A 24,800-nucleotide genomic window follows, 5' to 3' on the forward strand; every position below is an offset into this window, starting at 1 on the left:
GCCCATGCGGATCGTTTTCAAAACCAACTACATGCAAGATATCCGACCATGGAGAGATGGCTACCAGCTCTGCCTCTATTTGATCTTGCTGGTCGTTGTTGCCGTGGCGCCTTGGTGGCTGGATGACTTTTACCTCGGAGAACTGACAAATGTCCTGATCTGGGCTGTCGCTGGATTGGGTCTGATGGTGCTGACTGGTCACACCGGTCAGGTCAGCCTGGGCCACGCGGCATTTCTGGCCTTTGGCTGCTATGCCAACGTCATCTTGATCGAGGCCGGAGTGCCGTTTCTGATCGCCTTCCCCTTGGCCGGTGTCCTGACCGGGATTGCCGGGGTGACCGTTGCCATTCCTGCCCTACGCCTGCACGGCATCTATCTGGCGATCTTCACCATGGCGCTGTCGATCCTGATGGATGACGTTATTGTTCTGGCCGAACCTCTTACCGGTGGTGTGGCTGGTAAGTACCTGGGTGGCGTAGAAATATTTGGCCATCTGGTCGATCGCTGGGCCACCCCGGTTCAGTTTTTCTGGCTGGTGCTTGGCGTCGTGGTCCTGGTCACACTTGGCTATATCAACCTGCTGCGTGCGCCTTTGGGGCGCAGTTTTATCGCCGTGCGCGATTCCGAGGTTTCGGCGCAGGCGATGGGCGTGGATATCGCCCGGACCAAGATGATTTCTTTCGCCCTGTCCTGCGCCGTTACAGGCTGGGCCGGCGCGCTGATGGGAATGTATGCAGGCGCCTTCAACAATGAATCCTTCAACGTCTTGATCTCGATCCAGTTGCTGATGATGATCGTAATCGGAGGGTTGGGCTCAATCCATGGGGCGTTTTTGGGGGCTGTCATCATCGGCTTCCTGCCGCAATTCCTGTCGATCTCGAAGGAATACTTTGGTGCACTGCTTGGCGGTAATACAGTCGCGATACCGGGGTTGGAATTCGGCGTCTTCGGCATGATCCTGATCGCCTTCATTCTGTTCGAACCCATGGGCATGTATGGCCGTTGGCTGAAGATCCGCACCTGGTTCGAGCTGTTTCCCTTTTACCGCAAGGACATGTTCAAACGTCAGAAATCCTATCTCAAGACGGAGCGTCTGAGATGAGCCTTCTTGAGTTCGAAAACGTCACCCTGAAATTCGGTGGCCTGACCGCGGTAAAAGATCTGTCTTTTGCTGTTGAAGAAAGCGAGGTTTTTGCCATCGTTGGTCCCAACGGCGCTGGCAAATCCACGGTCTTTAATCTGATTTCCCGGTTCTACGATCCCTATGCCGGAACGATCCAGTTTGACGGGCATGACCTGCTAAAGGTCAAACCGTCAGGCGTCGCAGCTTATGGCGTGGCGCGAACATTTCAGAACATCGAACTGTTCGAACACGCTACCGTTTTGCAAAACCTGCTGGTCGGGCGGCATCGGCATCGCAAGACCAACGTGCTGTCCGAGATTTTGTTCCTGCCTTCGGCGCGACGTCAAGAGATTGAGAACCGGGAAAAGGTTGAAAAGATCATAGATTTCCTCGACCTGCAGGCCTTTCGCGACAAAATGATCTCGGGTCTTCCTTACGGCGTGCGCAAAGTGGTCGAGGTGGCGCGGGCACTGGCCACGGATCCCAAACTGTTGCTGCTGGACGAACCGGCCTCTGGTCTGTCGGTTGAGGAGACCACCGATATGCGCTGGTGGATCGACGATATCCGGCGTCAGATGGGCATTACCGTTCTGATGGTCGAGCATGATATGGGTCTGGTCTCGGGTGTGTCCGATCGGGTTCTGGCGATGGCGGACGGGGCCAAGCTGGCGCTGGGAACACCCGCGCAGGTGCAGTCGCATCCGGCCGTGGTTGAGGCTTATCTGGGGAAGGTCTCATGACCGAGCCGATCCTCACCATTCGCAATGTCGAAAGCTTTTATGGTCCGATCATGGCTATTCGGGGTGTGTCTCTGGACGTCCATGTCGGTCAGATCGTCTCAATCCTTGGAGCCAACGGCGCGGGCAAGACCACGCTGCTGAAAACTGTCTCGGGTGTGATGGACCCCGAAAAAGGCAAAATCACCTTTGACGACCAGGAAATCCAAGGCTTGGAGCCGCATAAGGTCGTGCAAAAAGGCATTGTGCATGTTCCTGAAGGCCGCGAAGTTTTTCCGTTGATGACGGTGGATGAAAACCTCAGCCTCGGGGCATACACATCCTCGAACAAGGGTCAGATAGACCATGACCGCGATCTGGTGTTTTCCTACTTTCCCATCCTCAAGGACCGCCGCATGCAAGAGGCGGGCACCCTGTCAGGTGGTCAGCAACAGATGTTGGCGATTGGTCGGGGATTGATGGCCAGCCCTAAGATCATGCTGCTGGACGAGCCGTCCCTGGGCCTGTCCCCATTGCTGGTACAGGAAATCTTTGGCATTCTGAAACGGCTGAACACTGAACAGAACATGACCATGATGCTGGTCGAGCAGAACGCCAATGCAGCGTTGGAATTGGCCCACCACGGTTATGTGATGGAGGTCGGTCGCATCGTCATGGATGGTGCCGCCGATGTTCTGATGCAGTCCGACGACATCCAGAACTTCTATCTGGGCGTTCAGGAAGACGGCGCGCGGGAAAACCGCCGCTGGAAGCGTAAAAAGACGTGGAGGTGACGGCGTGAACATCAGTACCCTGCCCCCGCAAACCACGATCAATGGCATCCGGTTCAATGCGACCCCAGGCCAGCGCCCCTTGGTCGTGGATGAATGCAAGACCATTTGCGAACTTTTCCAAAAACGCTGCGCGGATCTCGGCGACCGGACTGCACATCGGGAAAAAGACTTTGGCATCTGGAAGCCCTATTCCTGGGCCGACTACTGGCAGCACGCAAAGTGGATTGGGCTGGCCCTGCGCAAGCTGGGGCTGCAACGGGGCGAGGTTGTCTCGATCCTGTCCGAAGATCGCAAGGAATGGGCGTGGTTCGACATGGGCATTCAAGGCGTCGGAGGCATAGCCTCGGGTGTCTACACAACGGATTCCGCGAACCAGCTGAAATATCTGATCAATGACAGCGACAGCCGCTTTCTGATCGTGGAAAACGAAGAACACCTCGACAAGTATCTAGAGATCGAAGCCGAGGTGTCTGGCCTTGTGAACGTCATCATTCTGGAGGACGAAGGCCTGCATGACCTGTCCCATCCGCGCTGCATGATGATCCAGGATCTGTATGCTCTTGGGCAACAGGTCGAGGCGGAAGAGCCAGAGCGCTTTGAGGCTGAGATTGCACTGGCCTCGCCTCAGGATACGGCGCTTTTGGTCTATACGTCGGGCACCACAGGTATGCCCAAAGGTGCGATGCTGAGTCATGAGAATATTCTGGCGGCCATCGAATGCGGTGCCCACGCCTTGCCCACGTTGGACAGCGATGAGCAGCTGTGTTTCCTGCCGCTCTGCCATATCCTGGAACGTGACGTGTCAGTGTATTTCCCTCTGGCAGGGAAATGCGTCGTGAATTTCGCAGAAAGTCCCGAGACTGTTTTTTCCAACCTGCAAGAAGTTTCGCCTTCGACTTTCATCGCCGTTCCGCGAGTTTGGGAGAAGATTTTTTCCCAGGTCCAGATACTGGTACAGGACGCAACCCCGGCAGGCCGCGCTGCCTATGGCATGGCGATAAAGGTAGGCCTTGCCCGGGCCGAGTATGTTCTTGCGGGCAAACCGGTTCCCGCGGCCATCGCCGCGCAGTTCTGGCTGTGGGATCGGCTGGTGCTGCGTAACCTTCGCCGGATGTTGGGGCTGGACAAAATGCGGCGTGGTGGAACCGGGGCCGCGCCGATCTCAACCGAGTTGTTGAAATGGTATTGGGCCATTGGAGTGTCTCTGATCGAAGGGTTCGGCATGACTGAAACCTCGGGGCTGGCTACGCTGAATACGATCGAAGGTAATAAGATCGGAACCATCGGACGGGCGGTTCCAGGCAACGACATCCGCATCTCGGTAGAGGGCGAAATTCAGCTGAAAGGGCTTAACGTCTTTCAGGGCTATTGGCGCAACAACTCTAAAACAGCCGAGACATTTACCGCTGACGGCTGGCTGCAGACCGGGGATATGGGCGAGATTGATGACGAGGGCTACGTCAAAATCACCGGGCGAAAGAAAGACATCATAATCACCGCTGGCGGTAAAAACATAACCCCGGCCGAGATAGAAAGCCGGTTGAAGTTCAGCCAGTTTATCTCGAACGCGGTCATTATCGGCGATAAACGCAAATACCTGACGGCATTGATCATGATCGATCAGGAAAATGTCGAGAAGTTTGCGCAGGACCAGAAAATTCCATTTTCGAATTTTGCGTCCCTGTGCGCTGCCCCTGAGGTTTTGCAGCGGATCAAGGCCGAGGTCGATGCCGTCAACGCGGAATTTGCGCGGGTCGAACAGATCAAGGACTTTCGCCTGATCGACGTTCTGCTGACAGCCGACGACGATGAACTCACGGCCACGATGAAGCTAAAGCGGAGTTTTGTAGAGAAGAAACACGGACATCTAATTGAAGACATGTACAATTGAACCAAGGAATTACCCAAAGGGAGGAGAACTCATGAGGAACGTGATCAAACGGCTTGCAACTGCGACAGCTTTGACGGCATCCGCGACGTTCGCAGGAGCGCAAACGCAAGGTGTGACAGATGATGAGATTGTCATCGGATCGGTCAACGATCTAAGCGGCATTTTCGCGGCCGTCGGCGTTCCGGCCACCAAGGGTGCGAATGTAGTGTTCGACCGTGTCAACGCGGCCGGTGGAATCCATGGGCGTACGATCCGATTTGTTGTCGAAGACAATGGCTATCAGATGCCGCGCGCGATGCAGGGCTATAACAAACTGCTCAATCGCGACAAGGTTTTTGCCATGTTGCTGTCGCTAGGCACGCCTATGAATCTGGCGGGATTTAAGCTGCTGGACCCTAAAGGAATACCTACGGTCGCTCCGCTGTCTGCAGCTCGGCAGATGCTGCAAGAGCCGATGGACAACAAGTTCACAGCCTTTTCGACGTATTTTGATCAAAGCCGTGTCGGCGTGAAATACCTGGCCCAGCAATTTGAATCACAATCAGTATGTTCGATGTATCTGCCTACGGATTTCGGGCAGGAAATCCTGGAAGGCAGTATCGCTGGTGCAGAAGAGGCTGGGATTAACTTTGTCGCAGAAACCACTCATAAACCAGATGAAACAGAATTTGTGGGATCGCTGAGCAAGCTGAAGGAAGAAGGCTGCGACATCGTCACCATAGCCCTAGGCGTGCGTCAGGCAATCACCGTGGTCGGCACGGCCAAGAAGATGGGCCTGACAGATATGAAATTTCTGGGAACCTCGGCCAGTTTCCTAACCGTTGTGGCGCAGGTTCCCGGAGGCGTGACGGATGGGTTTTATGCCGCCGCTTCGTGGCAGGACCTATGGGCGCGCGCGGATCAACCAGCCCCTGCGGCTTTTATCGAAGAATACAAGGTCGCCACCGGTGAAGACCCTGTAGGTTTTTCGATGCTGGGATATTCGGCGGCCGAAACGATGGTCAAAGCGCTTGAGGCAGCTGGTCCCGATTTGACCTCAGAAGGCTTTATCGCCGCGATGGAGACGTTGGACTATCAGGATGAGCTGATCGGTAATCATATGACGTTTGGTCCTGATGATCATCAAGGCGCGGATTCCGTTTACGTCAGCGTCGTTGAAAACGGAAGTTGGACACTGGTCTACGAGGAATAACCCTCTCGCCTTCTCAATGAAAAAGGGCTCGCGATTGCGAGCCCTTTCTTTTTCGTATCCCGCAGCGATTAGCGCTTGGAGAACTGGAACGAACGACGCGCTTTGCGCTTACCGTATTTCTTACGTTCCACAACGCGGCTGTCGCGGGTCAGGAAGCCCGCGGCTTTCAATGCGCCACGCAGGGACGGATCGTACAGTTGCAGCGCTTTCGAGATGCCGTGCTTGACCGCACCGGCTTGACCGGTCAGGCCACCGCCTTTGACGGTCGCGACAACGTCGAACTCACCTTCCACACCAGCAACCTGGAACGGCTGGCGCAGGATCAGCTGCAGAACGGGACGCGCAAAGTATACGTCCTGGTCCTTGCCGTTCACGGTGACCTTGCCGGAACCCGGCTTGATCCAAACGCGGGCAACAGCGTCTTTACGCTTGCCGGTTGCGTAGGAGCGGCCAAGTTCATCACGCACGGGTTCACGTGCAATGACTTCTTCGGCCACGGCTTCAACGCCTGCAACGGCGCTCAGCTCTTCGAGAGTATTGATCTGATCAGCCATGGTCATTAGCTCCGGGTGTTTTTCTTGTTCATGGATGCAACATCCAGAACTTCGGGCGACTGGGCTTCATGCGGGTGCTCGGCACCAGCATAAACACGCAGGTTGGTCATAACCTGACGTGACAGGCGGTTGCCTGGCAGCATGCGCTTGACGGCTTGGGTCACGACGCGCTCGGGGTGTGCACCCTCGAGGATCTGCTGCTTGGTGCGCGATTTGATACCGCCCGGGTGGCCAGTGTGCCAGTAGAAGTTCTCTTCGCGCTTCTTGCCGGTCATCTGGATTTTGTCAGCGTTGATCACGATGACATTGTCGCCCATGTCCATGTTCGGGGTGAACGACGCTTTGTGCTTGCCACGCAGACGCATGGCGACGATCGAGGCAAGACGGCCCAGAACAACGCCTTCGGCGTCGATTAGGATCCATTTCTTGTCGATGTCTGCAGGTGTTGCAGAAAAGGTTTTCATGGCAGGATAGTCCTGTTTGATGTGATAGACCGCCCTCTGACGGAGCGGTCCGAATTCGATGGATGGGTATCTAGAGGCAGCTGATCGGCGCGTCAAGGACAGTAATCTTGATTTAAATAAGTAAAAACAAGAGGTTAAAAAATAGGTATTATTTTACCCCATAATTTTCCTGGTTTCTTGCAAAACCAAAGTACACTCGTCCAGGCTCAATTCGCTAAAGGAGCACGCAATGACAGACTGGCAGCAAGCTATCGCGACGTATGGGGCAGCCTGGCAACAAGCGGATGCTGGCAAACGTCTGGACCTTTTAAAGGCGTGTTTTGCCGAAGATGGCCGTTATGTCGACCCAACAGCAGAGGTAAGAGGTCGGACAGGTTTGTGTGATCATATCGGAGATGTTCTGCAGAGTTCTGACGGCCGAGTTGAGCTGACAAGCAAACCGACCAACCATCACGATGTTGTCCACTTTACATGGCATATGATTGGGCCCGACGGTCGTGAGTATGTCTCTGGCCACGATTTCGTTCGATTGAATGAGGCCGGAAAGATTGCTTTCCTGGCCGGATTTTTCGGGGACCCTGACCCCATAGGTTAGACGCTGATCTGCTCGGGCGGGTTGTCCAGCAGCGCCCGCAACCGGTGCATCGCGTCTTCGAACCGATCCAGTGACACATGCCCGTTCATGGCAATGCGCACAGCGTTGGGCGCGCGTCCGTCGCGCAGGGCAAACTCATCAGCTGACCGCAATTGAATCCCTTCCCGCTCGGCCGCGCGGCTGAAAGCGGCTGCGCGCCAGCCCGACGGTAGGCTGAGCCAGACAAAGGGTACGTCGGGCGCCCAGTTCAGATCGAACCCGCCCAGTGCGTTAACCGCAACCCGCACATAATCTCCCATGCGCACCCGAACGTCTTTAGCGATTTGGCGCGTTCGAGGGTCGGACAGAAGCAGGCGGGTCAGTTCGGCCAGCGGTTGCGCCAACCCAAAATACCCATATTCAGCAGATCGCCGCAGGTCGACGCTACGCTCTCTTGGTGCAATGGCAAAACCGACGCGCAACGCAGGCGTCAGAATTTTTGAGATCGACGACACGTGCCACCCCCTTTCCGGGGCCAAAGCGCGATAGCTGGGTTCGCGAGCGTCACCCATGCGATAACAATCATCCTCGATGATCTGAACATCGAACCGCCGCGCGACGTCGACAATTTCCTTGCGGCGTTCAAGTGGGGTATGAGTGCCGGTCGGATTTTGTACTTCGGGTGAGACGCAAATGGCCTGCGCCGGGGTCTGGCGCAGCACATTTTCCATCGCCATCGGGTCGACCCCCCATTTGTCCATCTTCACGCCGACCACTTCGGCGCGCATCAGCTCTCCGGCGCGGCGGAAACCTGCGTAAGACAGGTCTTCAACCAATACGACCGGTTTGGGCCCGCGCAGGATAGTTTGAAACACAAGGCACAGCCCGTTTTGCCCCCCATGGGTCAGGACAATGTCGTCATGGGACAGAGGGCCCAGCGGAAGGTCAGACAACCAGTCCACCACCGCTTGCCGCATCGGCTTATAGGCATCGCGTGTCGGATAGTTCAGGAAAAGTCGCGGATCAGACTGCGAGACTTTCTCAAGGCACTCCCGGATCAGAGCCACCTGCCCCACATCTGCCAATCGCGGGCTGAACAAGCTGACATTTGCGTCATACTTTTCGTCCCTCAGATGCAGTTGCCGGGCCCAGACGTCATCCAAAATCGGGGCCTTTGGGGGGGCTACAAATGTACCACGCCCAACCTCGGCCAGTAACAATCCTTCATCTGTCAGAATCGTATAGGCCCGCGCGACCGTGCCTGGCGTGATTTGTAACCGATAGGCAAGTTCCCGCACCGGAGGCAACTTTGTTCCGACCTCCAGTATATTGTTATCAATCGCTTTTCGGATTGTGTCAGCGACTACGGCGTACTTTGGGCCCTTGGATTTCGGCAGCGCCTCTGGCCAAATTGTATCCATTACAATTCTTCCTTTGATCTTGACACAATCCTGAATGTATCAAGTACATGTACCGAACATATTACTTTTGTGTCAATACAATTTGAAGGGATACCCACGATGACACGCGCAATGCACACCCCCGCCCTCATGCTGCTGAACGACAGTCCCCGGCTGCCGCTGATCGCTGCGCTGGCCGTGCGGTTTGCGGCGACTGTCACAAGATGGGAACGTCAACGCCGCAGCCGTATTAACTTGTCAAAACTGGACGACAGGCTTTTGAAGGATGTCGGGCTAACCCGGTATCAGGCCTCACAAGAGGTAAGCCGCCAGTTCTGGCAAGGCTAGTTAATCCCCAGTCCCATTTCGGGACCTCTTCCTTGGCCGGGTTTTACACCCGGCCCTTTTTTATCCAAATTCCGCAGCGGCCGAGCCTTCGGGTGGCAGAGAATACGTCAATGTTGCGCGCGCTACGGGTTTGTCTGATCCTTCAGAGTACAAAAGAACATCGCCAACCGCGAGCGATCGCCCAAGTTTCAGCAATGTACAACGGGCTATCAAGTCGTTGCCGCCGTCCGGTTTGCGCATGAAATCCATCGAGCACCCCGTTGTCACTGCAAGGGCCTGACGGCCTTTACGGGCCAGTATGATGGCATAGACGCAGACGTCGGCCAGCCCAAACATGGACGGCCCTGATACGGTTCCGCCTGGACGAAGGTGGGCATCCCTGACCAGCAGGCGCATGACGATTGAGGTCTCGTTCAGTTCCTCGACTACAAAATCCTTATGCACTTGCGGAAAGATACTCTCCATATAGTCCGCAAGCTGTTCCTGGTTCATGACCAATGACATACTTCCCCTCCTCGATTTGCCCGCCTAGAGTTGGCCCGACATCACATCGGAGGGCAAGATGGCAATTCTGGAACGTAGCGACAACGGCGCGGTCGCCAAATTGAAAATGAACACGCCAGAGCGCCTGAACGCCCTGAGCGATGAGATGCTGGCCGCCCTTCAGGCCGAGTTCGACGCTTTGCGCGAGGATAGCTCGGTTCGCGCTGTTGTACTGTCCGGTGAGGGTAAGGCGTTCTGCGCCGGGCATGACCTGAAACAGATGACCGCTGGGCGTCAGGCAGAAGACGGCGGAAAGGCCTATTTCGAAGACCTGTTCGGCAGGTGCACCCAGATGATGTTGTCGATCCAGTCTCTGCCCCAACCCGTCATCGCGCAGGTTCACGGAATCGCCACCGCTGCGGGATGTCAGCTGGTGGCGACTTGTGATTTGGCTGTCGCAGCCGAGGGGACGCGGTTTGGCGTCAACGGTGTGAATATCGGACTGTTCTGTTCAACGCCGATGGTTGCGCTCAGTCGCAACATCCCACGCAAGCGCGCGTTCGAGATGCTGACCACAGGCGATTTCATTTCTGCCGAAAAAGCGGCTGAATTGGGTCTGATCAACCGTGTTGTGCCGGAAATGCTGTTGGAACATGAAACAATCGCCTTCGCCAATCAATTGGCGTCCAAGCTGGGATCTGCGGTGAAAATCGGCAAGCAGGCGTTCTACAAGCAGTTGGAATTGCCCGTTGAACAGGCCTATGCCTATGCTGGCGAGGTAATGGCACAGAATATGTTGTATCGGGATACCGAAGAAGGAATCTCGGCATTTATTGAGAAAAGACCCCCAAATTGGCGTCAATAAGGCGATTGTAGTCAACATTTTTCACTACTGTTCTCATTTTAGCACTTTTCAAAAGGGCAACACTGTGTCAAAGCTGGGTCAGGGCTAAGGCTCTGGATACACTTTTGGGTCGCTGTGGGCGGAAGGTCCCTCCGAGCTGGTTTCTCTCACCGGCGTAGACATTCCCGCAACGGCGACCCCAAGACCTCTCTTTACATTGTTAATTCGAACGGTCGATGATGGCTCGTGTTGCGTTGTGTGGTGACCTGCCATATGTGGCAGCGCATGACACAGAAATTGCATATCGTGGGCGGCGGCATGGCCGGGTCCGAGGCTGCGTGGCAGGCGGCGGAAATGGGTGTAGACGTGGTGATCCACGAAATGCGCCCCAATGTGGGCACCTTTGCGCATCAAACCGGCAACCTGGCCGAGATGGTCTGTTCAAACTCCTTCCGCTCGGACGATGATGAACAAAACGCCGTGGGATTGCTGCATTGGGAAATGCGCGCCGCTGACGGGTTGATTATGACAACCGCTGATGAATACAAGCTGCCTGCGGGCGGTGCGTTGGCTGTTGACCGCGATCTATTTGCCGAAGCTGTCACTGCCAAGTTGCAGGCCCATCCACGGGTTGAAGTTACTTCAGAGGAGGTGACCACCCTGCCCGACGATGGACATTGGATCTTTGCCACCGGCCCGCTGACTTCTGCCGATTTAGGGGCGGCCATCAGGTCTGAGACCGGCGCCGAGTCGCTGGCTTTTTTCGATGCCATTGCACCTATTGTCTATGCTGAAAGCATCGACATGAGCAAAGCGTGGATGCAGTCGCGCTATGACAAAGGCGAAACTGAAGAGGAACGCACTGCCTATCTGAACTGCCCGATGGACCGCGATCAGTACGAAGCCTTTATCGACGCCCTGCTGGCCGCCGACAAGACCGAGTTCCACGAGGGCGAAACCGCGGGCTATTTCGATGGCTGCCTGCCGATTGAGGTGATGTCAGAGCGTGGGCGTGAAACCCTCCGTCATGGTCCTATGAAGCCCGTTGGCCTGACCAACCCGCATCAGCCGGACGTCAAGCCCCATGCGGTGGTTCAATTGCGCCGTGACAATGCCCTGGGAACGCTGTTCAACATCGTTGGGTTTCAAACCAAGATGAAATACGGTGCTCAGACCGATGTGTTCCGCATGATCCCCGGCCTGGAAAACGCCAGCTTTGCACGTCTGGGCGGTATCCACCGCAACACGTTCATTAACTCTCCTACCTTGCTGGATTCTCAGATGCGCCTGAAATCCAGACCGAACATCCGTTTTGCCGGTCAGATCACCGGGGTCGAAGGTTATGTCGAAAGCGCGGCCATGGGGCTGCTGGCTGGCCGTCTGGCTGCTGCTGAAATTCTGGGGCAGGTCCTGCCCGAAGTACCACAGGACAGCGCCATGGGGGCCCTGATCCATCACATCACCGGCGGGGCTGAGGCCAAGACCTTTCAGCCCATGAACGTCAATTTCGGCCTGTTCCGTCCGGTTGATGGCCTGAAAGGTGGACGTCGGGGCCGCAAGGATCGCTACAAGGCCTATACAGACCGGGCCAAAGAAGAATGGAACAGCTGGTTAACGCATTGCTGACTGGACGCCTGTGCCCCGCGCGGCGTAACATCGTGGGATGAGTGATAAGTACCTCAAAGACACCTACAATCTGGACACACCGCAAGCCACCCGCGCGCATTACCAGAAATGGGCCTCCTCTTATGACGCAGAAGTTGGCGCGCATGGGTACGCAACGCCGGGGCGCGTGGCTGAAGCGCTCTGGTCAAAACTGCCAGAGCCCCAAACCCCCATTCTGGATTATGGCTGCGGTACTGGACTGTCGGGTGAGGCTTTGCACGCTGCGGGGTTTCAGGTGATCGACGGGATCGATCCTACTCCAAAGATGCTGAAAGGCGCTGCGGCCAAAGGGGTCTATCGCACGCTGTCCACTTTTGAGATCACCGACCCGAGCCCTTTGGAACAGGATGCCTATAGGGCAATCACCGCCATCGGTGTCATTGGAGCCGGCGCGGCGCCGCCCGAGGTCTTCGACCTGTTGATGCACGCTCTGCCTAAGCATGGGTTGCTGGCATTTTCCTTTAACGATCATACCCTTGAGGACCCGTCCTACACCACACGTTTGACGGATTGGCTGGATATGGGTGCTGCTCGGCTTTTGTTCCGTGAATATGGCCCCCATCTGCCGGGAATGGACCTTAAGTCAGACGTGTATATTGTTGAAAAAGCGTGACATTTAGAACTCGTTTTGCACCATCCCCAACTGGTCCGCTGCATCTTGGGCATGCGTATTCGGCGCTATTGGCCAACGATCTGGCCACGTCTGCGGGCGGCGCGTTCTTGCTGCGGATCGAAGATATCGACCGGGCGCGGTCTCGTTCGCAATGGGAAGCACAGATCTACGATGATCTTGGGTGGCTGGGTCTGAATTGGCATGAACCGGTATTTCGGCAGTCGGACCGTCTGCCCAGTTATACCAGCGCGCTCGACACGCTTTGGTCGCGCGGACTGCTATATCCATGCACTTGTAATCGTCGGGATATCGCCGCTGCTGCCAGTGCGCCGCAAGAAGGTGCGCCATTGCTTGGCCCGGATGGAATCATTTACCCGGGCACTTGCCGGAAAAAATGGCAGGACACTAACCGAGACATCGGAAAACGCCCCACCTATGTCCCGTTGCGTTTGGACATTACTTTCGCTGCGGCGCAGATTAGTGATGCCAGGCAAGGCAATGAAAAGGTAGGATCTTTTGTCGAAACGGGCGCAGGTCCGAGTGGTGAATCCGGTGAGGTAAACTTTAACCTGACCGAACTGACGGATACGATCGGTGATGTTGTTCTGTCCCGACGCGACATGGGCACGTCTTATCACCTGTCGGTGGTTTTGGACGATGCCGCACAGGGCATCACCCACGTGGTGCGTGGGCAGGATCTGTTCGAGGCCACCCGAATTCATGTCCTGCTGCAAAAGTTGCTGGACCTGCCAACGCCTCAGTACCATCACCATCGGTTGATCCGTGACGATGCAGGCAAGCGCCTCGCAAAACGGGACGATGCTCGAGCGATCTCAAAATATCGCATAGAAGGCTGCAGCCCGGCAGATATCCGGGCGAAGGTCGGCTTGTAATTCGGTCACTCCATTGGTGACATGAGTTCAACTTCATCGCCATCGCGGACGGCCGTGTAGAAACAACTGCGTCGGTTGGTGTGGCAGGCTGGTCCTGTTTGGCGCACGACGACCAAAAGACAATCCCGATCACAATCGACGCGGAAATCCACCAGTTCCTGCACATGGCCCGAGCTTTCGCCTTTGATCCAGAACGACTGGCGGGACCGAGACCAATAAGTGACGTGCCCAGTTTCCATAGTTTTTTCAATAGCTTGAACGTTCATCCAGGCCATCATAAGAACCTCGCCCGAGCTTTCATTCTGGGCAATCGCCGGGATCAGGCCCGCCTCGTTCAGCTTTAGAGTTGATGGGTCAAACGTGACAGTAGCAGACATGAGAAAACCTTTTGCATCCCGGTGGATGCTCACTATGTATGGGGAACAGACAACGAGGGAAAGCCATGTCGGGCGAGAACGATCTGATCAAGCTGTATTCCGGGCGCATTCTGGCGCTTGCCGCAGATATCCCGCATCTGGAGCGGTTGGATAACGCTGATGCCACAGTGAAAAAGCGCTCACCCTTGTGCGGCTCGACGGTGACCGTGGATGTAAAGGTTCAGGACGGCAAGGTTTCAGACTATGGGCAGGACGTTAAAGCCTGCGCTCTGGGGCAAGCGTCTGCCTCAGTGGTTGGCAGCGCCATTATCGGCACTACCCGCGCGCAAATCGAGACAGCGCGGGATCAGTTGTCTGCTATGCTGAAGAAGGACGGCCCCGCACCCGACGCGCCGTTTGACGGGCTTGAGGTTTTGATCCCGGCGCGGGACTACAAGAACCGCCATGCCTCGATCCTGTTGGCATTGGACGCCCTGACCGAAGCGATGGAGCAAGCCGAACAGGCCAATTGCGCCTGAGCGTGGCTTTCTTGCGCAAACCCGTCTAACCTCAGCAAAATTCCGGGGGAGTGGTTGGTTTGAATAGTCTGCTTGAGCATTTCGTAACTCTGTGGGTTGTCATTGATCCTATTGGCACCATCCCGGTCTTTATCGCCGTGACTGCGGGTATGGAGATCGCCGCACGGCGCAAGCTAGCGCTTATGGCCTCGTTGGTCAGTGCAGGGATTCTGGTGTTCTTCCTGATCTTCGGCCAATTGCTGATTGAAGCGCTGGATATTGGCCTCAACTCTTTTCAGGTGGCTGGCGGGATCATCTTGTTCTTGTTTGCACTGACGATGATCTTTGGCGAAAGCAAACAAGAAGCCGAACAGCGTGCTGCCGAAGACGATCAGGAAGACAAAATGCATCAGCACAACCCGGCGATCTTTCCGCTGGCTGTGCCCTCGTTGGCGTCCCCCGGGGCGATGCTGGCGATTGTTATTCTGACCGACAATAACCGGTTCAGTGTGGTGGATCAGGGTATAACCGCGCTTGTGATGCTATCTGTTGTGGCGATTGCGTTTGTTCTGATGCTGATGGCCGAGCCGATTATCCGGCTGATCGGGCATTCCGGCGCGGCGATCATCAGTCGCGTCATGGGGATGATCCTGGCTTCGGTTGCGGTCAACTCGGTCCTGTCTGCGATGCTTGAGATCATGAAAACTGGTCAGTTATAAAAAAGCCGCCGCTCCTTCCGGGCGGAAAGGGCGGCGGCAGGTAATGCGTTTCTCGTGTGGGGTCCGGATAGCCGCACGGGGCCGAGGCATGGCCCCTCAAGGGAATTGGGACAGGCAGGTCACCCTTGACTGAGATTGGGATGACAGCGCGGTTAGATCGGCACGAGATCGCAGGCAGAAAGGGTCAGAACGTTCCCGGCATGTGAAGGGCAACCACCAGCATGACCACCAGAGACACCGCGCCTACTGCATCCTGTACAATCGTTGATTGCGAGCGGCTAATTGCGGTCTTGATCTGGGTCAGCATGGTCTCACCTCCGGTCAGAGTTTTAAGCCTTTGTTGACCTTTTGTTCTCATATTTTGGCGAGTCGGTAAAGAACTTTTTAAGAACATTTGCGAACTTATCGGAACATAATTCCTAACCCACTGAAATTAAACGAATTGCCTGATCCTGCTTCATCAGCCACAACAGCACCCGCGCCGCCTGCCCCCGGTCCGAGTTCAACTGAGGGTCCGCGGAAAGCAACGCGCGGGCATCTGTCTGAGCAGTTGCCATCAGCCCGGCCTGACGCTCCAGATCAGCGATCCGGAACTTCGGGAGCCCGGATTGGGCCGTTCCGATCAGGTCCCCAGCCCCACGCATCTGAAGGTCAGTTTCAGAAATCCGAAACCCGTCCTCGGTTTCGCGCAGAACCTCAAGCCGTTTTCGCCCACCTTCGCTGAGCGGAGCTTGGTACATCAGCAAACAGGTCGATTCCGCGTCACCTCGCCCAACCCGCCCGCGTAGCTGGTGCAGTTGCGCCAACCCGAAGGTTTCGGCACGCTCGATCACCATGATCGAGGCATTGGGGACATTGACACCAACTTCAATGACTGTTGTTGCGACCAGAACCTTGGTTTGCCCGTCCTGAAACGCCTTCATTGCGGCATCTTTGTCGGCTGCGGGCATTTGCCCATGCACCAGCCCAACCGTGCCTTCCCCGAGTATCGCCCGCAGTCGTTTGAACCGCTCTTCGGCGGCCGTTAAATCCGATACCTCGGATTCGTCGACCAAGGGACACACCCAGTAACATTGGCGGCCTTCATCTATGGCGCGACGCAAATGGGCCACAACCTCATCCATCCGGTCTGTGCTGATGACAGCCGTTTTGATCGGTTTTCGGCCGGGTGGTTTTTCGTCCAGCACCGACACATCCATGTCACCATATTGCGCCAGCGACAGGCTGCGGGGGATTGGCGTGGCAGTCATCACAAGAACATCCGCGCCCTGCCCCTTCTCTGACAACTCCATGCGTTGGCGGACGCCGAACCGGTGCTGTTCGTCGACGATGGCCAGGCGCAAGGCACTGAATTCTACGTCACTTTGGAACACAGCATGGGTGCCGACCAAAATATGAATGTCCCCATTCTTCAGCGCTGCCAGCTTTGCGCGCCGTTCCGCGCCTTTGTCGCGGCCGGTCAGGATTTCCAGCACAACGCCAGCCTCTTCGGCTAGGGGGCGCAGGCCTTCGAGGTGTTGGCGGGCCAGAATCTCGGTTGGGGCCATCATGACACCTTGCCCGCCGGCCTCAACTGCGACCAACAGGGCCATAAAGGCGACCAGAGTCTTACCGGATCCGACATCGCCCTGTAGCAACCGGTTCATCCGCGCATCCGTGGCCATATCAGCGGCAATGTCATCAATCGCGCGGGTTTGAGCACCTGTTGGTCGGTATGGCAGACTGGCCAAGACCTTGGCCTGTAGCTTGCCTGTTCCGACACTGGCGATCCCTTTGGTCTTGCGTTCCCGTTGCCGCGCCAAAGCCAGCGTCATCTGATGCGCAAACAGCTCATCATAGGCCAGGCGTTCGCGGGCCGGGGCATGAGCTGCCACATCGTCCGCACCCTGCGGGTTATGCGCGGCTGAAATCGCGCCGACCCAGTCTGGCCAGCCTTGTTCGGACATAAGCGCCGGATCAATCCACTCGGCCAGAACCGGAGCGCGGGTCAGCGCGCTGCGCGCCGCCTTGAACGCCGTTTTCTGCGTGACTCCCTGCGTCAGGTGATACACCGGTTCAAAGTCCGGGATGTCCTGCGCCTCTTCCAGCGGCACCATATGATCGGGGTGAACCATCTGCGCCATGCCGTCGAACAGTTCAAGCTTGCCGGAAATCAGCCGCCGTGCGCCTTCTGGTAGAACCCGCTTCAAATAGTCCCCGCGTGCGTGGAAAAAGACCAACTGGAAATCGGTCCGCGTATCCTCAACATGTACCCGGTAGGCACCGCCCTTGTTGCGGGACGGCCTGTGGGTGCCAACTGTTATTTCAACCGTTAAAGTTGCGGGCAGGTCGACTCCTTTGATCGTCTCGCGCCGCCTTCGGTCGATGACGGCATAAGGAAGACTAAACAACACATCGCGCGGCGAATCTGTGCCAGCCTGCGTTAGAACCTGGGCCGTCTTGGGGCCTACACCTTCAAGCGTTTCCAACCCTGCAAACAGCGGGAACAAAAGCTCCGGCCGGCCGCTCATGCCGTGGTGATCAGCTGCAGCCAGCCATCCTCATCCAGAGTCTCAATACCCAACTCAGCCGCCTTCTTGGCCTTGGACCCGGCACCCGGCCCGGCCACCAGAATATCGGTTTTCTTACTGACCGACCCCGAGACTTTCGCGCCCAGAGCTTCTGCCCGTGCCTTGGCCTCGGCGCGGGTCATCTTCTCCAACGTGCCAGTAAACACAACGGTTTTGCCTGCGACCGGGCTGCCTGCGGTATCGGGCCGTTTGGCTTCTTGAACGTCCAACTGCGTCACCAGCGCGTCTATGCTTGCGCGTTCGGCGCTTTGCGCGAAGGCGGACACAAGCGCGCGGGCCATAACCTCGCCCATGCCATCGACGCCCAGCAAGTCCTCCCATTCAGGGCCTTCAAATCCGGCGGCAGCTGTGATGGCGCGCTCGAATTCTTCCCACATCCCGTAGTGCGTCGCGATCAGGGTCGAAGCCGCTTCACCCATGTGCCGAATGCCCAACGCAAACAGAAGCCGCCCAAACGGGATCTTGCGTTTTTCATCGATGGCCAACCACAGATTGCTGGCACTTTGCGCGCCCCAGCCCTTGCGGTTTGCCAGTTTGGTCAGGTTCGCAGCATCCCGGGTCTGCAGAGTGAAGATATCCACTGGGGACCGGACAGGCAGATCGGGATCATCATAGAACATCTCGATCTGTTTCGCGCCTAGCCCTTCGATGTCGAAAGCCTTTCGGGATACAAAATGTTTCAGCTTTTCAACAGCTTGAGCGGGGCAAATCAACCCTCCCGTGCAGCGTCGAACAGCGTCGCCTTCTTCACGGACAGCGTCACTTTGGCATTCGGGGCAAGTCTTTGGAAACGCAAAGGGTGTCGTCCCGTCAGGCCGTTTTGACAGGTCAACATCGGCCAGCTTTGGAATGACATCACCGGCGCGATAAACCTGCACCCAATCGCCGACCCGAATGTCCTTGCCATCACGGATTGTTCCGCCTTTAGCATCCCGCCCAGCGATGTAGTCCTCGTTATGCAACGTTGCGTTTGATACCACCACACCACCAACAGTCACAGGATGCAGCCGCGCCACAGGGCTAAGCGCGCCGGTGCGACCAACCTGAATGTCGATCCCCTCAAGCCGGGTCCAGGCCAACTCGGCCGGGAATTTATGTGCAATCGCCCATCTGGGTGTGGTCGACCGGAACCCCAGGCGAGCTTGCAGCGCCAGATCGTCTACCTTGTAAACGACCCCGTCGATGTCATAGCCAAGAGTTGACCGTTGCGCCTCAATCTCGCGGTAATGCGCCAGCATCCGGTCCGTTGTATCGCAGAGCTGAGTCAGGGGGTTGGTTGCAAATCCAAATGCGCCAAGCTGTTCAATTGCATGCAGTTGAGTGTTCGCCAGCGGCGTGGACAACTCTCCCCAAGCATACGCAAAGAACCGCAACGGGCGCGCCCGCGTTATGGTGGCGTCCAATTGCCGAAGAGACCCGGCTGCCGCGTTTCGAGGATTGGCAAACGGTTTGTCACCTGTTTCTGCCTGCCGCGCATTCAGTGCCTCAAAGTCCTCATGCGACATGTAAACTTCACCGCGGACCTCAAGAACGTTCGGGGCATCTTCTATGACGTGCGGAATGTCGGATATGGTTAATGCGTTCGCGGTGACATTTTCCCCAACTTCCCCATCCCCTCGCGTTGCCGCCTGGACAAGTTTCCCCTGATCATAGCGCAGCGAAAGTGACAGGCCGTCGATCTTTGGTTCAGCTGTAAACGCCAGAGGATCCGTGGCCTCCAACCCAAGGTATTTCCGGATCGAGCGGTCAAAGTCCTGAACGTCTTCGTCGTCAAAGGCATTGCCCAGCGACATCATCCGAACTGCGTGTGTAATTTTTGAAAACCCTTCGCCGGGTCGCGCACCGACTTGGTCTGTGGCGCTGTCTGTGCGTTTGAGATGTGGGAATTGATCTTCAATCTCAGCATTTCGACGCTTGAGCGCGTCATACTCCGCGTCTGATATCTCCGGCGCATCTTCACCGTGATACAACGTATTCGCACGTGAAAGTTGTGCGGCTAGATGCGCAAGCTCTTCCTGTGCTGCATCTTCGGTCAGGTCAGATACCGGAATCAGTTTACGCATGGCCTCGCCCTGTCACATATTCTTGGACCCCAGTGATAGGGCGAGGCCATGGACAGGTCCAGACGTGCTTTTCAGTGAGTGTGGGGACCGCCATGGACCAGCGGCGGTCAGTTTGGGATCAGGTCACGCGCCGACAGCCAGACGGGGTTCGTCAGCACTGTTGCTCTGGGGATCGCGAAGCACGTATCCCCTGCCCCAAACGGTTTCAATATAGTTATCGCCACCGGTTGCGTTGCTGAGTTTCTTGCGCAGTTTGCAGATGAATACGTCAATGATTTTCAGTTCGGGTTCGTCCATACCGCCATAAAGATGGTTCAAAAACATCTCTTTGGTGAGGGTCGTGCCTTTGCGCAGACTCAGAAGCTCAAGCATCTGGTATTCCTTGCCGGTCAGATGGACCGCCTTACCTTCAACCTCAACCGTTTTGGCATCCAGGTTGACTGCCACGCGACCGGTAAGGATGACCGACTGCGAATGTCCTTTGGAGCGCCGGATAATCGCGTGAATCCGCGCCACCAGTTCTTCGCGATGGAACGGCTTGGTCATGTAATCGTCGGCGCCAAAACCAAAGCCCTTGATTTTACTCTCAGTGTCGTCCGCCCCTGACAGGATCAGGATGGGTGTTTCTACTCGTGCGATGCGCAGCTGTCGTAGTACTTCATGCCCGTTCATATCCGGCAGGTTCAGATCAAGCAGGATCAAATCGTAATCATACAGCTTGGCCAGGTCGATGCCTTCTTCCCCAAGATCCGTCGCATAAACGTTGAGATTAGCGTGTGTCAGCATCAGCTCGATGCTTTTGGACGTGGTTGGATCATCCTCGACAAGAAGTATTCGCATTTACTGCTCCAATTCGGTTCAATTTTCCAATTAAAATGAGCCTGATCAAAAATGGTTAATCTGACGTTACCGTTGAATCATTTATTCACTTTCATCTTTAGGTTGTCGATATTTTTTTAACGCAGTGACCTTCAAAGCGTCTGTTCCGTGCTCGGCAACCGCAGAAACCCAGGAATTGAACTCCTCATCACTCAGCCCATAGCGTTTTTTGGCGTCTGACATAGAAAACAGCCCATATAACACGCCTCGAACCACGATAATTTTACGTGAGGCGACCCATCGGTTCGTGTCATCTGGCGGCAGATCGGCATGCGATAAAACCGTTCCATCCGGCAGGGTTACGGACCTTGGCCCTTCGACTTTGTGCAAATACATATCTCTGCCCTCTTCGTGCTGCGACAAAGCTGACACCAGCCTACTTAATGTGCGGTGAAACCGCCCCTTGAGAGTGTGTAGAATTTTCCTATATTCTGCCGGTCTTTCTTAACCCGCACTGGAACCGTCATGGCCCTCGATACCGAGACACCACTAAACTCACTTGGCTTTGCCAAGTCGCCATCCGAGACCAGGGTGGTTGTCGCCATGTCCGGAGGCGTCGACAGCTCGGTTGTGGCTGCCTATCTGGCCGATCAGGGGTATGACGTGGTGGGCGTGACGCTGCAGCTTTATGATCACGGCGCGGCACTGGCCAAGAAGGGCGCGTGTTGTGCCGGGATCGATATCCATGACGCACGGCGCGTGGCAGAAGAGCGGGGGTTCCCCCACTACGTTCTGGATTATGAAAACATCTTCAAAGATGCGGTGATCGACGAGTTTGCCGACAGCTATCTGGCTGGTGCCACTCCGGTGCCGTGTATCCGTTGCAACGAACGGGTGAAGTTTAAGGATCTGCTGGAAACCGCCAAAGACCTCGAGGCCGACTGTATGGCAACTGGCCATTATATTCGGCGCATGATGGGACCCAATGGGCCGGAACTGCACAGCGCAGAGGATGCGAACCGCGATCAATCGTACTTTCTGTTCTCGACCACGCCTGAGCAGCTGAGCTTTTTGCGCTTTCCACTTGGGCATTTGCCGTCCAAGGACGCGACCCGCGAAATGGCGGCGCAATACGGGCTGGCCGTTGCAGACAAGCCGGACAGTCAGGACATCTGTTTCGTGCCCAATGGCAACTATGCCAGTGTCATCGAAAAGCTGCGCCCCGGCGCAGCCGAACCCGGCGAGATCGTGCATGACGATGGCCGTGTCCTGGCGCAGCATGACGGCGTCATCCACTATACGATCGGCCAACGCCGTGGTCTGGGGATCGGTGGCCTAAGCGAGCCGTTGTACGTCGTACGCCTGGATGTTGACAAAAAGCAGGTTGTTGTCGGATCTAAGGAATTGTTGGCCACACGCACTATTCCCGTGCGTGAAATCAACTGGCTTGGGGATGCGCCCTTTACCTCGCAGAAGGAATGGCATGTCTCGGTCAAGGTGCGGTCAACCCGACCCCCGCGTGAGGCGATCATACGTCCGCTCACGGACACCACGGCCGAGGTTGAACTGTTGACGCCAGAGGAAGGCGTCTCACCGGGTCAGGCCTGTGTGTTCTATGCTTCGGAAGGCAGCCGCATCTTTGGCGGCGGCTGGATCTGGCGCGGGTATTAAACCGCGTCGGTCCACGAATTGCTGAGGATATAGAGCCCGGCACAAATCATCACGTAGGGCACGAGCGTCTCAAGCCTGCGGGCCAGTTTCCCGGTCATCAAAGGGGATTTGGCGCCCAGCAACGCCAGGGTTGCCAGGCTAAGCGCGGCCAAAACGGCCCCTGCGACTCCAGCTGTTCGGTAGCCCGGGGCCGAGTCAGCGAGCAGAGGCGCAAGAACCGCAAACGTGTCCATCGACAAGCTGATGAACAGCAACGTGACTACAACAATAGATGCGCCGGTTTCCAGATGCGGGTCAGCTTGTGTATCCGAGCCGCGCCGTTGCCGAATAAGGGCAAAGCTACCAAGGCTCAGCGGAATGACACCTAGGTAGCCGGCCCAGTGCGGCACAACATCATCCACTCCCAGCGCCACCAGCATCGCAGCGCAAATCACAATCAATTGTGCCAGCAGAAACCCAAAAACCGAACGTTTGGCTCCGGACACCAGCATCAACGCCAGCAAGGCCGCCAGATTGTCCAAATTGGTCAAAACCTGCGCCATAAAGGCTGACAGGCCAAAAACTGCAAGATCCAGCATCAGGCGCTCATCCGGGCCAGAACGGCCTTTGCTGCACGCAAGCCGGGGGCTTCACCTCCGCGCCCCAACCTCTCCATCGTTGTTGCCATTGCATCGCGCTGCCCAGTCGGCGCATCTGCGACCTGTCTAAGCGCAGCTGCGATTTGTTCAGGCTGACAATCATCCAGCAAACATTCCGGAACGGTTCGGGTGTCAGACACCAGATTGACCAGAGTGACCGTGTCCAGCTTGACCATCCGCTCGGCCATCTTCTGGGTTAGCCAGCTGAGCTTATAGGCAATTACCATCGGCGTGGCCTGCGCAGCCAGTTCCAGCGATACTGTCCCCGAGGCTGCCAACGCCAGATCTGCCGCTGCAAATGCCGCCCGTTTCTGCGCAACCGCGTCGTCAGATGGCATGTTTCTCGGGTCCACGACCACCGGATTTCCGGGCCAGGATCTGACATGCTCAGTCACGACGTCGACCATGTGCGCAACGGTCGGCACAACCACTCGCGTATCTGGACTGTCCTGCAAGTACAGGCGTAACGCGTCGCCAAATACTGGGGCCAGGCGGTCAATTTCTCCCCCGCGTGAGCCTGGCAAGGTCAGGACGATCGGCGCCTCACCCAGATCATAGGCCAAACGAAACGCGGCGATGTCCTCGCCCGTCGCAACCGGTTCATTGACAACTGGATGGCCGACGAAATCGCACTCCATCCCGGCGCGCTCCATATAGGGCGGCTCGAATGGCAGCAGTGCCAGAACATGGTCGATTACCTTGGCCATCTTGTCTGCTCGGCCAGGCCGCCAGGCCCAGACGCTGGGGGCAACATAATGCACGGTTCGGATCGTGCTGCTGGCCTTTACCAGCTTGGCGACGCGCAAGGAAAAATCCGGGCTGTCGATCGTAATCAATACGTCGGGCTGGGTGTCCAACACGGCCTGCGCGGTCTCGGATATTCGACGTTTGAGGTGAAAGAACTTGGGAAGAACCTCCACCAACCCCATCACTGACAATTCCGCCATCGGAAAGCGACTTTGCAGGCCCTGTGCCTGCATCAGAGGACCCCCTACCCCGTCAAACTGAACTTGGGGATCCAGGCTGCGCAGACCTTCCATCAATGCGCCGCCCAACCGGTCGCCCGAGGGTTCTCCGGCGACCAGAAATACGCGCATCAGTTGGCCCGCTCGCGTACGTATAGAAATAGGCCCAGCCGGTTGCATTCCGCCACGACGCGGTCTTGTTGCAACACGATCACCCCGCCCTTTTCAATCACAATACCGGCAAGGCCGGCAGCCACGGCGGCGGACACGGTATCAGGTCCAATTGTCGGCAAATCAGCGCGACGGTCCTGATCGGGTTTCGGTGCCTTGAACAAAACACCACCACCCGCATCTGGGCGCTGAGCCAGAGATTGTAGCATCCAGTCTGTGCCAAAGATGCTTTCCACCGCCAAGGCCTGTCCCTTGGATACGGCACAGGCCTGCCCGATATCCGCCGACCCCATGGCGCGAAGAATCCCGGCACCCCGCGTCGCGTCGTCCAGATCGGCCTCGGAAGGCGTTGCATCCGTCAGGCTGCCAAGCTGAGGCAGCAGGTTCGGCGCAATCTCATGCGCGGCACGGACGGTAAAGCCCGCGGTCTCGAATATGCCAATCGCCGCCCGCAGGGCTCCGTCATCCCCGGACATAAGCGCCTTTTGCAGGATCGGCACCAATGGCATTGTGGCAGCATCGATCCGCGAGGGATCAATCACAGGCCGTTCGATCGCGCCTGCCATGCAAATTTCAGTCACGCCGCGCGTGTGTAACTCGGCGATAAAACTGCCCAGCTTCTCCAGCGGAAAAATGACTTCGGCCGTGACAGAGTCTGGCACGAACCCTTCGATGCCGCAGATCATAGGAGGCGCTGCGAGGTGATCCACGACCGCGCCCGGCAAAGCACCTGTTCCCGCAATCAGCGCCAGCATC

At 56.6% G+C, this 24,800-nt stretch carries 27 protein-coding genes; 14 read left to right on the forward strand and 13 right to left on the reverse strand.

Going from position 1 to position 24,800, the window contains the following annotated elements:
• Positions 1–4: 4 nt before the first annotated feature.
• Genes SJY13_RS03815 through SJY13_RS03835 form a run of 5 tightly spaced genes read left to right on the forward strand, consistent with a single transcriptional unit; the run spans position 5 to position 5,716 of the window.
• A complete protein-coding gene (locus SJY13_RS03815) occupies positions 5–1,102 on the forward strand; it encodes a branched-chain amino acid ABC transporter permease (RefSeq protein WP_377187866.1) in 1,098 nt (365 codons plus the stop codon).
• Positions 1,099–1,863: an ABC transporter ATP-binding protein gene (locus SJY13_RS03820; RefSeq protein ID WP_377187869.1), complete on the forward strand. Its 765-nt coding sequence runs from the start codon at positions 1,099–1,101 to the stop codon at positions 1,861–1,863. Before SJY13_RS03815 ends, SJY13_RS03820 begins: the two co-directional genes overlap by 4 nt.
• Positions 1,860–2,633 (forward strand): ABC transporter ATP-binding protein, encoded by a 774-nt coding sequence (locus tag SJY13_RS03825; RefSeq protein ID WP_377187872.1) that lies wholly within the window; start codon positions 1,860–1,862, stop codon positions 2,631–2,633. The genes SJY13_RS03820 and SJY13_RS03825 overlap by 4 nt, the downstream gene beginning before the upstream one ends.
• A gap of 4 nt (positions 2,634–2,637) precedes the next feature.
• Positions 2,638–4,524, forward strand: a complete 1,887-nt coding sequence (locus SJY13_RS03830) for an AMP-dependent synthetase/ligase (RefSeq protein ID WP_377187875.1) — start codon at positions 2,638–2,640, stop codon at positions 4,522–4,524.
• Positions 4,525–4,555: 31 nt separating this feature from the next.
• Entirely contained in the window at positions 4,556–5,716 is a 1,161-nt protein-coding gene (locus tag SJY13_RS03835; RefSeq protein ID WP_377187878.1) for an ABC transporter substrate-binding protein, read from the forward strand.
• Positions 5,717–5,784: 68 nt separating this feature from the next.
• Here SJY13_RS03835 and rpsI read toward each other — a convergent pair whose 3' ends face one another.
• Complete coding sequence (gene rpsI / locus SJY13_RS03840; RefSeq protein WP_085824195.1) at positions 5,785–6,270, reverse strand: 30S ribosomal protein S9; 486 nt, start codon at positions 6,268–6,270, stop codon at positions 5,785–5,787.
• 5 nt (positions 6,271–6,275) lie between these two features.
• A complete protein-coding gene (gene rplM, locus SJY13_RS03845) occupies positions 6,276–6,734 on the reverse strand; it encodes a 50S ribosomal protein L13 (protein ID WP_085824125.1) in 459 nt (152 codons plus the stop codon).
• A gap of 229 nt (positions 6,735–6,963) precedes the next feature.
• Between rplM and SJY13_RS03850 the strand changes: the two genes are divergently transcribed.
• Positions 6,964–7,329, forward strand: coding sequence for a nuclear transport factor 2 family protein (locus tag SJY13_RS03850; protein ID WP_085824124.1), 366 nt, complete (start codon positions 6,964–6,966; stop codon positions 7,327–7,329).
• Here SJY13_RS03850 and SJY13_RS03855 read toward each other — a convergent pair.
• Positions 7,326–8,729 (reverse strand): aminotransferase-like domain-containing protein, encoded by a 1,404-nt coding sequence (locus tag SJY13_RS03855; protein WP_377187883.1) that lies wholly within the window; start codon positions 8,727–8,729, stop codon positions 7,326–7,328. The two genes, SJY13_RS03850 and SJY13_RS03855, sit on opposite strands and share 4 nt — an antisense overlap.
• Positions 8,730–8,828: 99 nt before the next feature.
• Between SJY13_RS03855 and SJY13_RS03860 the strand changes: the two genes are divergently transcribed.
• On the forward strand, positions 8,829–9,056 hold the full coding sequence (locus SJY13_RS03860) for a DUF1127 domain-containing protein (RefSeq protein WP_085824122.1): 228 nt from the start codon (positions 8,829–8,831) through the stop codon (positions 9,054–9,056).
• Positions 9,057–9,116: 60 nt separating this feature from the next.
• On the opposite strand, the gene SJY13_RS03865 is transcribed toward SJY13_RS03860, so the two are convergent.
• Complete coding sequence (locus SJY13_RS03865) at positions 9,117–9,560, reverse strand: PaaI family thioesterase (RefSeq protein WP_377187886.1); 444 nt, start codon at positions 9,558–9,560, stop codon at positions 9,117–9,119.
• Between the two features lie 58 nt (positions 9,561–9,618).
• On the opposite strand from SJY13_RS03865, the gene SJY13_RS03870 reads away from it, so the two are divergent.
• From SJY13_RS03870 to gluQRS, 4 genes are all read left to right on the forward strand, one after another.
• The gene (locus SJY13_RS03870; protein ID WP_377187889.1) at positions 9,619–10,404 is read left to right on the forward strand and encodes an enoyl-CoA hydratase; all 786 of its coding nucleotides are present in this window, start codon (positions 9,619–9,621) and stop codon (positions 10,402–10,404) included.
• Between the two features lie 264 nt (positions 10,405–10,668).
• Positions 10,669–12,009, forward strand: coding sequence for a methylenetetrahydrofolate--tRNA-(uracil(54)-C(5))-methyltransferase (FADH(2)-oxidizing) TrmFO (gene trmFO / locus SJY13_RS03875; RefSeq protein ID WP_377187892.1), 1,341 nt, complete (start codon positions 10,669–10,671; stop codon positions 12,007–12,009).
• Positions 12,010–12,046: 37 nt separating this feature from the next.
• The gene (locus SJY13_RS03880) at positions 12,047–12,661 is read left to right on the forward strand and encodes a class I SAM-dependent DNA methyltransferase (RefSeq protein ID WP_377187895.1); all 615 of its coding nucleotides are present in this window, start codon (positions 12,047–12,049) and stop codon (positions 12,659–12,661) included.
• Positions 12,658–13,554, forward strand: coding sequence for a tRNA glutamyl-Q(34) synthetase GluQRS (gene gluQRS / locus SJY13_RS03885; protein ID WP_377187898.1), 897 nt, complete (start codon positions 12,658–12,660; stop codon positions 13,552–13,554). The genes SJY13_RS03880 and gluQRS overlap by 4 nt, the downstream gene beginning before the upstream one ends.
• A gap of 5 nt (positions 13,555–13,559) precedes the next feature.
• On the opposite strand, the gene hisI is transcribed toward gluQRS, so the two are convergent.
• The gene (hisI, locus tag SJY13_RS03890; protein WP_377187901.1) at positions 13,560–13,931 is read right to left on the reverse strand and encodes a phosphoribosyl-AMP cyclohydrolase; all 372 of its coding nucleotides are present in this window, start codon (positions 13,929–13,931) and stop codon (positions 13,560–13,562) included.
• Positions 13,932–13,996: 65 nt separating this feature from the next.
• Between hisI and SJY13_RS03895 the strand changes: the two genes are divergently transcribed.
• Together SJY13_RS03895 and SJY13_RS03900 are read left to right on the forward strand one after the other, a co-directional pair.
• Positions 13,997–14,449 (forward strand): iron-sulfur cluster assembly scaffold protein, encoded by a 453-nt coding sequence (locus SJY13_RS03895; RefSeq protein WP_377187904.1) that lies wholly within the window; start codon positions 13,997–13,999, stop codon positions 14,447–14,449.
• A 59-nt stretch (positions 14,450–14,508) separates the two neighbouring features.
• A complete protein-coding gene (locus SJY13_RS03900; protein ID WP_377187907.1) occupies positions 14,509–15,147 on the forward strand; it encodes a MarC family protein in 639 nt (212 codons plus the stop codon).
• Positions 15,148–15,331: 184 nt separating this feature from the next.
• On the opposite strand, the gene SJY13_RS03905 is transcribed toward SJY13_RS03900, so the two are convergent.
• From SJY13_RS03905 to sciP, 5 genes are all read right to left on the reverse strand, one after another.
• Complete coding sequence (locus tag SJY13_RS03905; RefSeq protein WP_268808366.1) at positions 15,332–15,454, reverse strand: hypothetical protein; 123 nt, start codon at positions 15,452–15,454, stop codon at positions 15,332–15,334.
• 112 nt (positions 15,455–15,566) lie between these two features.
• A complete protein-coding gene (recG, locus tag SJY13_RS03910) occupies positions 15,567–17,657 on the reverse strand; it encodes an ATP-dependent DNA helicase RecG (protein WP_377187911.1) in 2,091 nt (696 codons plus the stop codon).
• Positions 17,654–19,780 carry an NAD-dependent DNA ligase LigA gene (ligA, locus tag SJY13_RS03915; RefSeq protein ID WP_377187914.1) on the reverse strand — a complete coding sequence of 709 codons (2,127 nt, stop codon included), beginning with the start codon at positions 19,778–19,780 and terminating at the stop codon, positions 17,654–17,656. The genes recG and ligA overlap by 4 nt, the downstream gene beginning before the upstream one ends.
• A gap of 123 nt (positions 19,781–19,903) precedes the next feature.
• The gene (gene ctrA, locus SJY13_RS03920; RefSeq protein WP_377187917.1) at positions 19,904–20,620 is read right to left on the reverse strand and encodes a response regulator transcription factor CtrA; all 717 of its coding nucleotides are present in this window, start codon (positions 20,618–20,620) and stop codon (positions 19,904–19,906) included.
• 81 nt (positions 20,621–20,701) lie between these two features.
• Positions 20,702–20,995, reverse strand: coding sequence for a CtrA inhibitor SciP (sciP, locus tag SJY13_RS03925; protein WP_377187920.1), 294 nt, complete (start codon positions 20,993–20,995; stop codon positions 20,702–20,704).
• 129 nt (positions 20,996–21,124) lie between these two features.
• Here sciP and mnmA point away from each other — a divergent pair, with 129 nt between their 5' ends.
• Complete coding sequence (mnmA, locus tag SJY13_RS03930; protein ID WP_377187923.1) at positions 21,125–22,270, forward strand: tRNA 2-thiouridine(34) synthase MnmA; 1,146 nt, start codon at positions 21,125–21,127, stop codon at positions 22,268–22,270.
• Here mnmA and SJY13_RS03935 read toward each other — a convergent pair.
• From SJY13_RS03935 to SJY13_RS03945, 3 genes are read right to left on the reverse strand one after another with little or no spacing between them, the layout of a single operon-like run.
• Positions 22,267–22,848, reverse strand: a complete 582-nt coding sequence (locus tag SJY13_RS03935; protein ID WP_377187926.1) for a cadmium resistance transporter — start codon at positions 22,846–22,848, stop codon at positions 22,267–22,269. The two genes, mnmA and SJY13_RS03935, sit on opposite strands and share 4 nt — an antisense overlap.
• Positions 22,848–24,005: a lipid-A-disaccharide synthase gene (lpxB, locus tag SJY13_RS03940; protein ID WP_377187929.1), complete on the reverse strand. Its 1,158-nt coding sequence runs from the start codon at positions 24,003–24,005 to the stop codon at positions 22,848–22,850. The genes SJY13_RS03935 and lpxB overlap by 1 nt, the downstream gene beginning before the upstream one ends.
• Positions 24,005–24,799, reverse strand: a complete 795-nt coding sequence (locus SJY13_RS03945) for an LpxI family protein (protein WP_377187932.1) — start codon at positions 24,797–24,799, stop codon at positions 24,005–24,007. Before SJY13_RS03945 ends, lpxB begins: the two co-directional genes overlap by 1 nt.
• Position 24,800 lies beyond the last annotated feature (1 nt).

This window comes from Ruegeria meonggei (genome assembly GCF_042768335.1).
Taxonomy (GTDB): domain Bacteria; phylum Pseudomonadota; class Alphaproteobacteria; order Rhodobacterales; family Rhodobacteraceae; genus Ruegeria; species Ruegeria meonggei.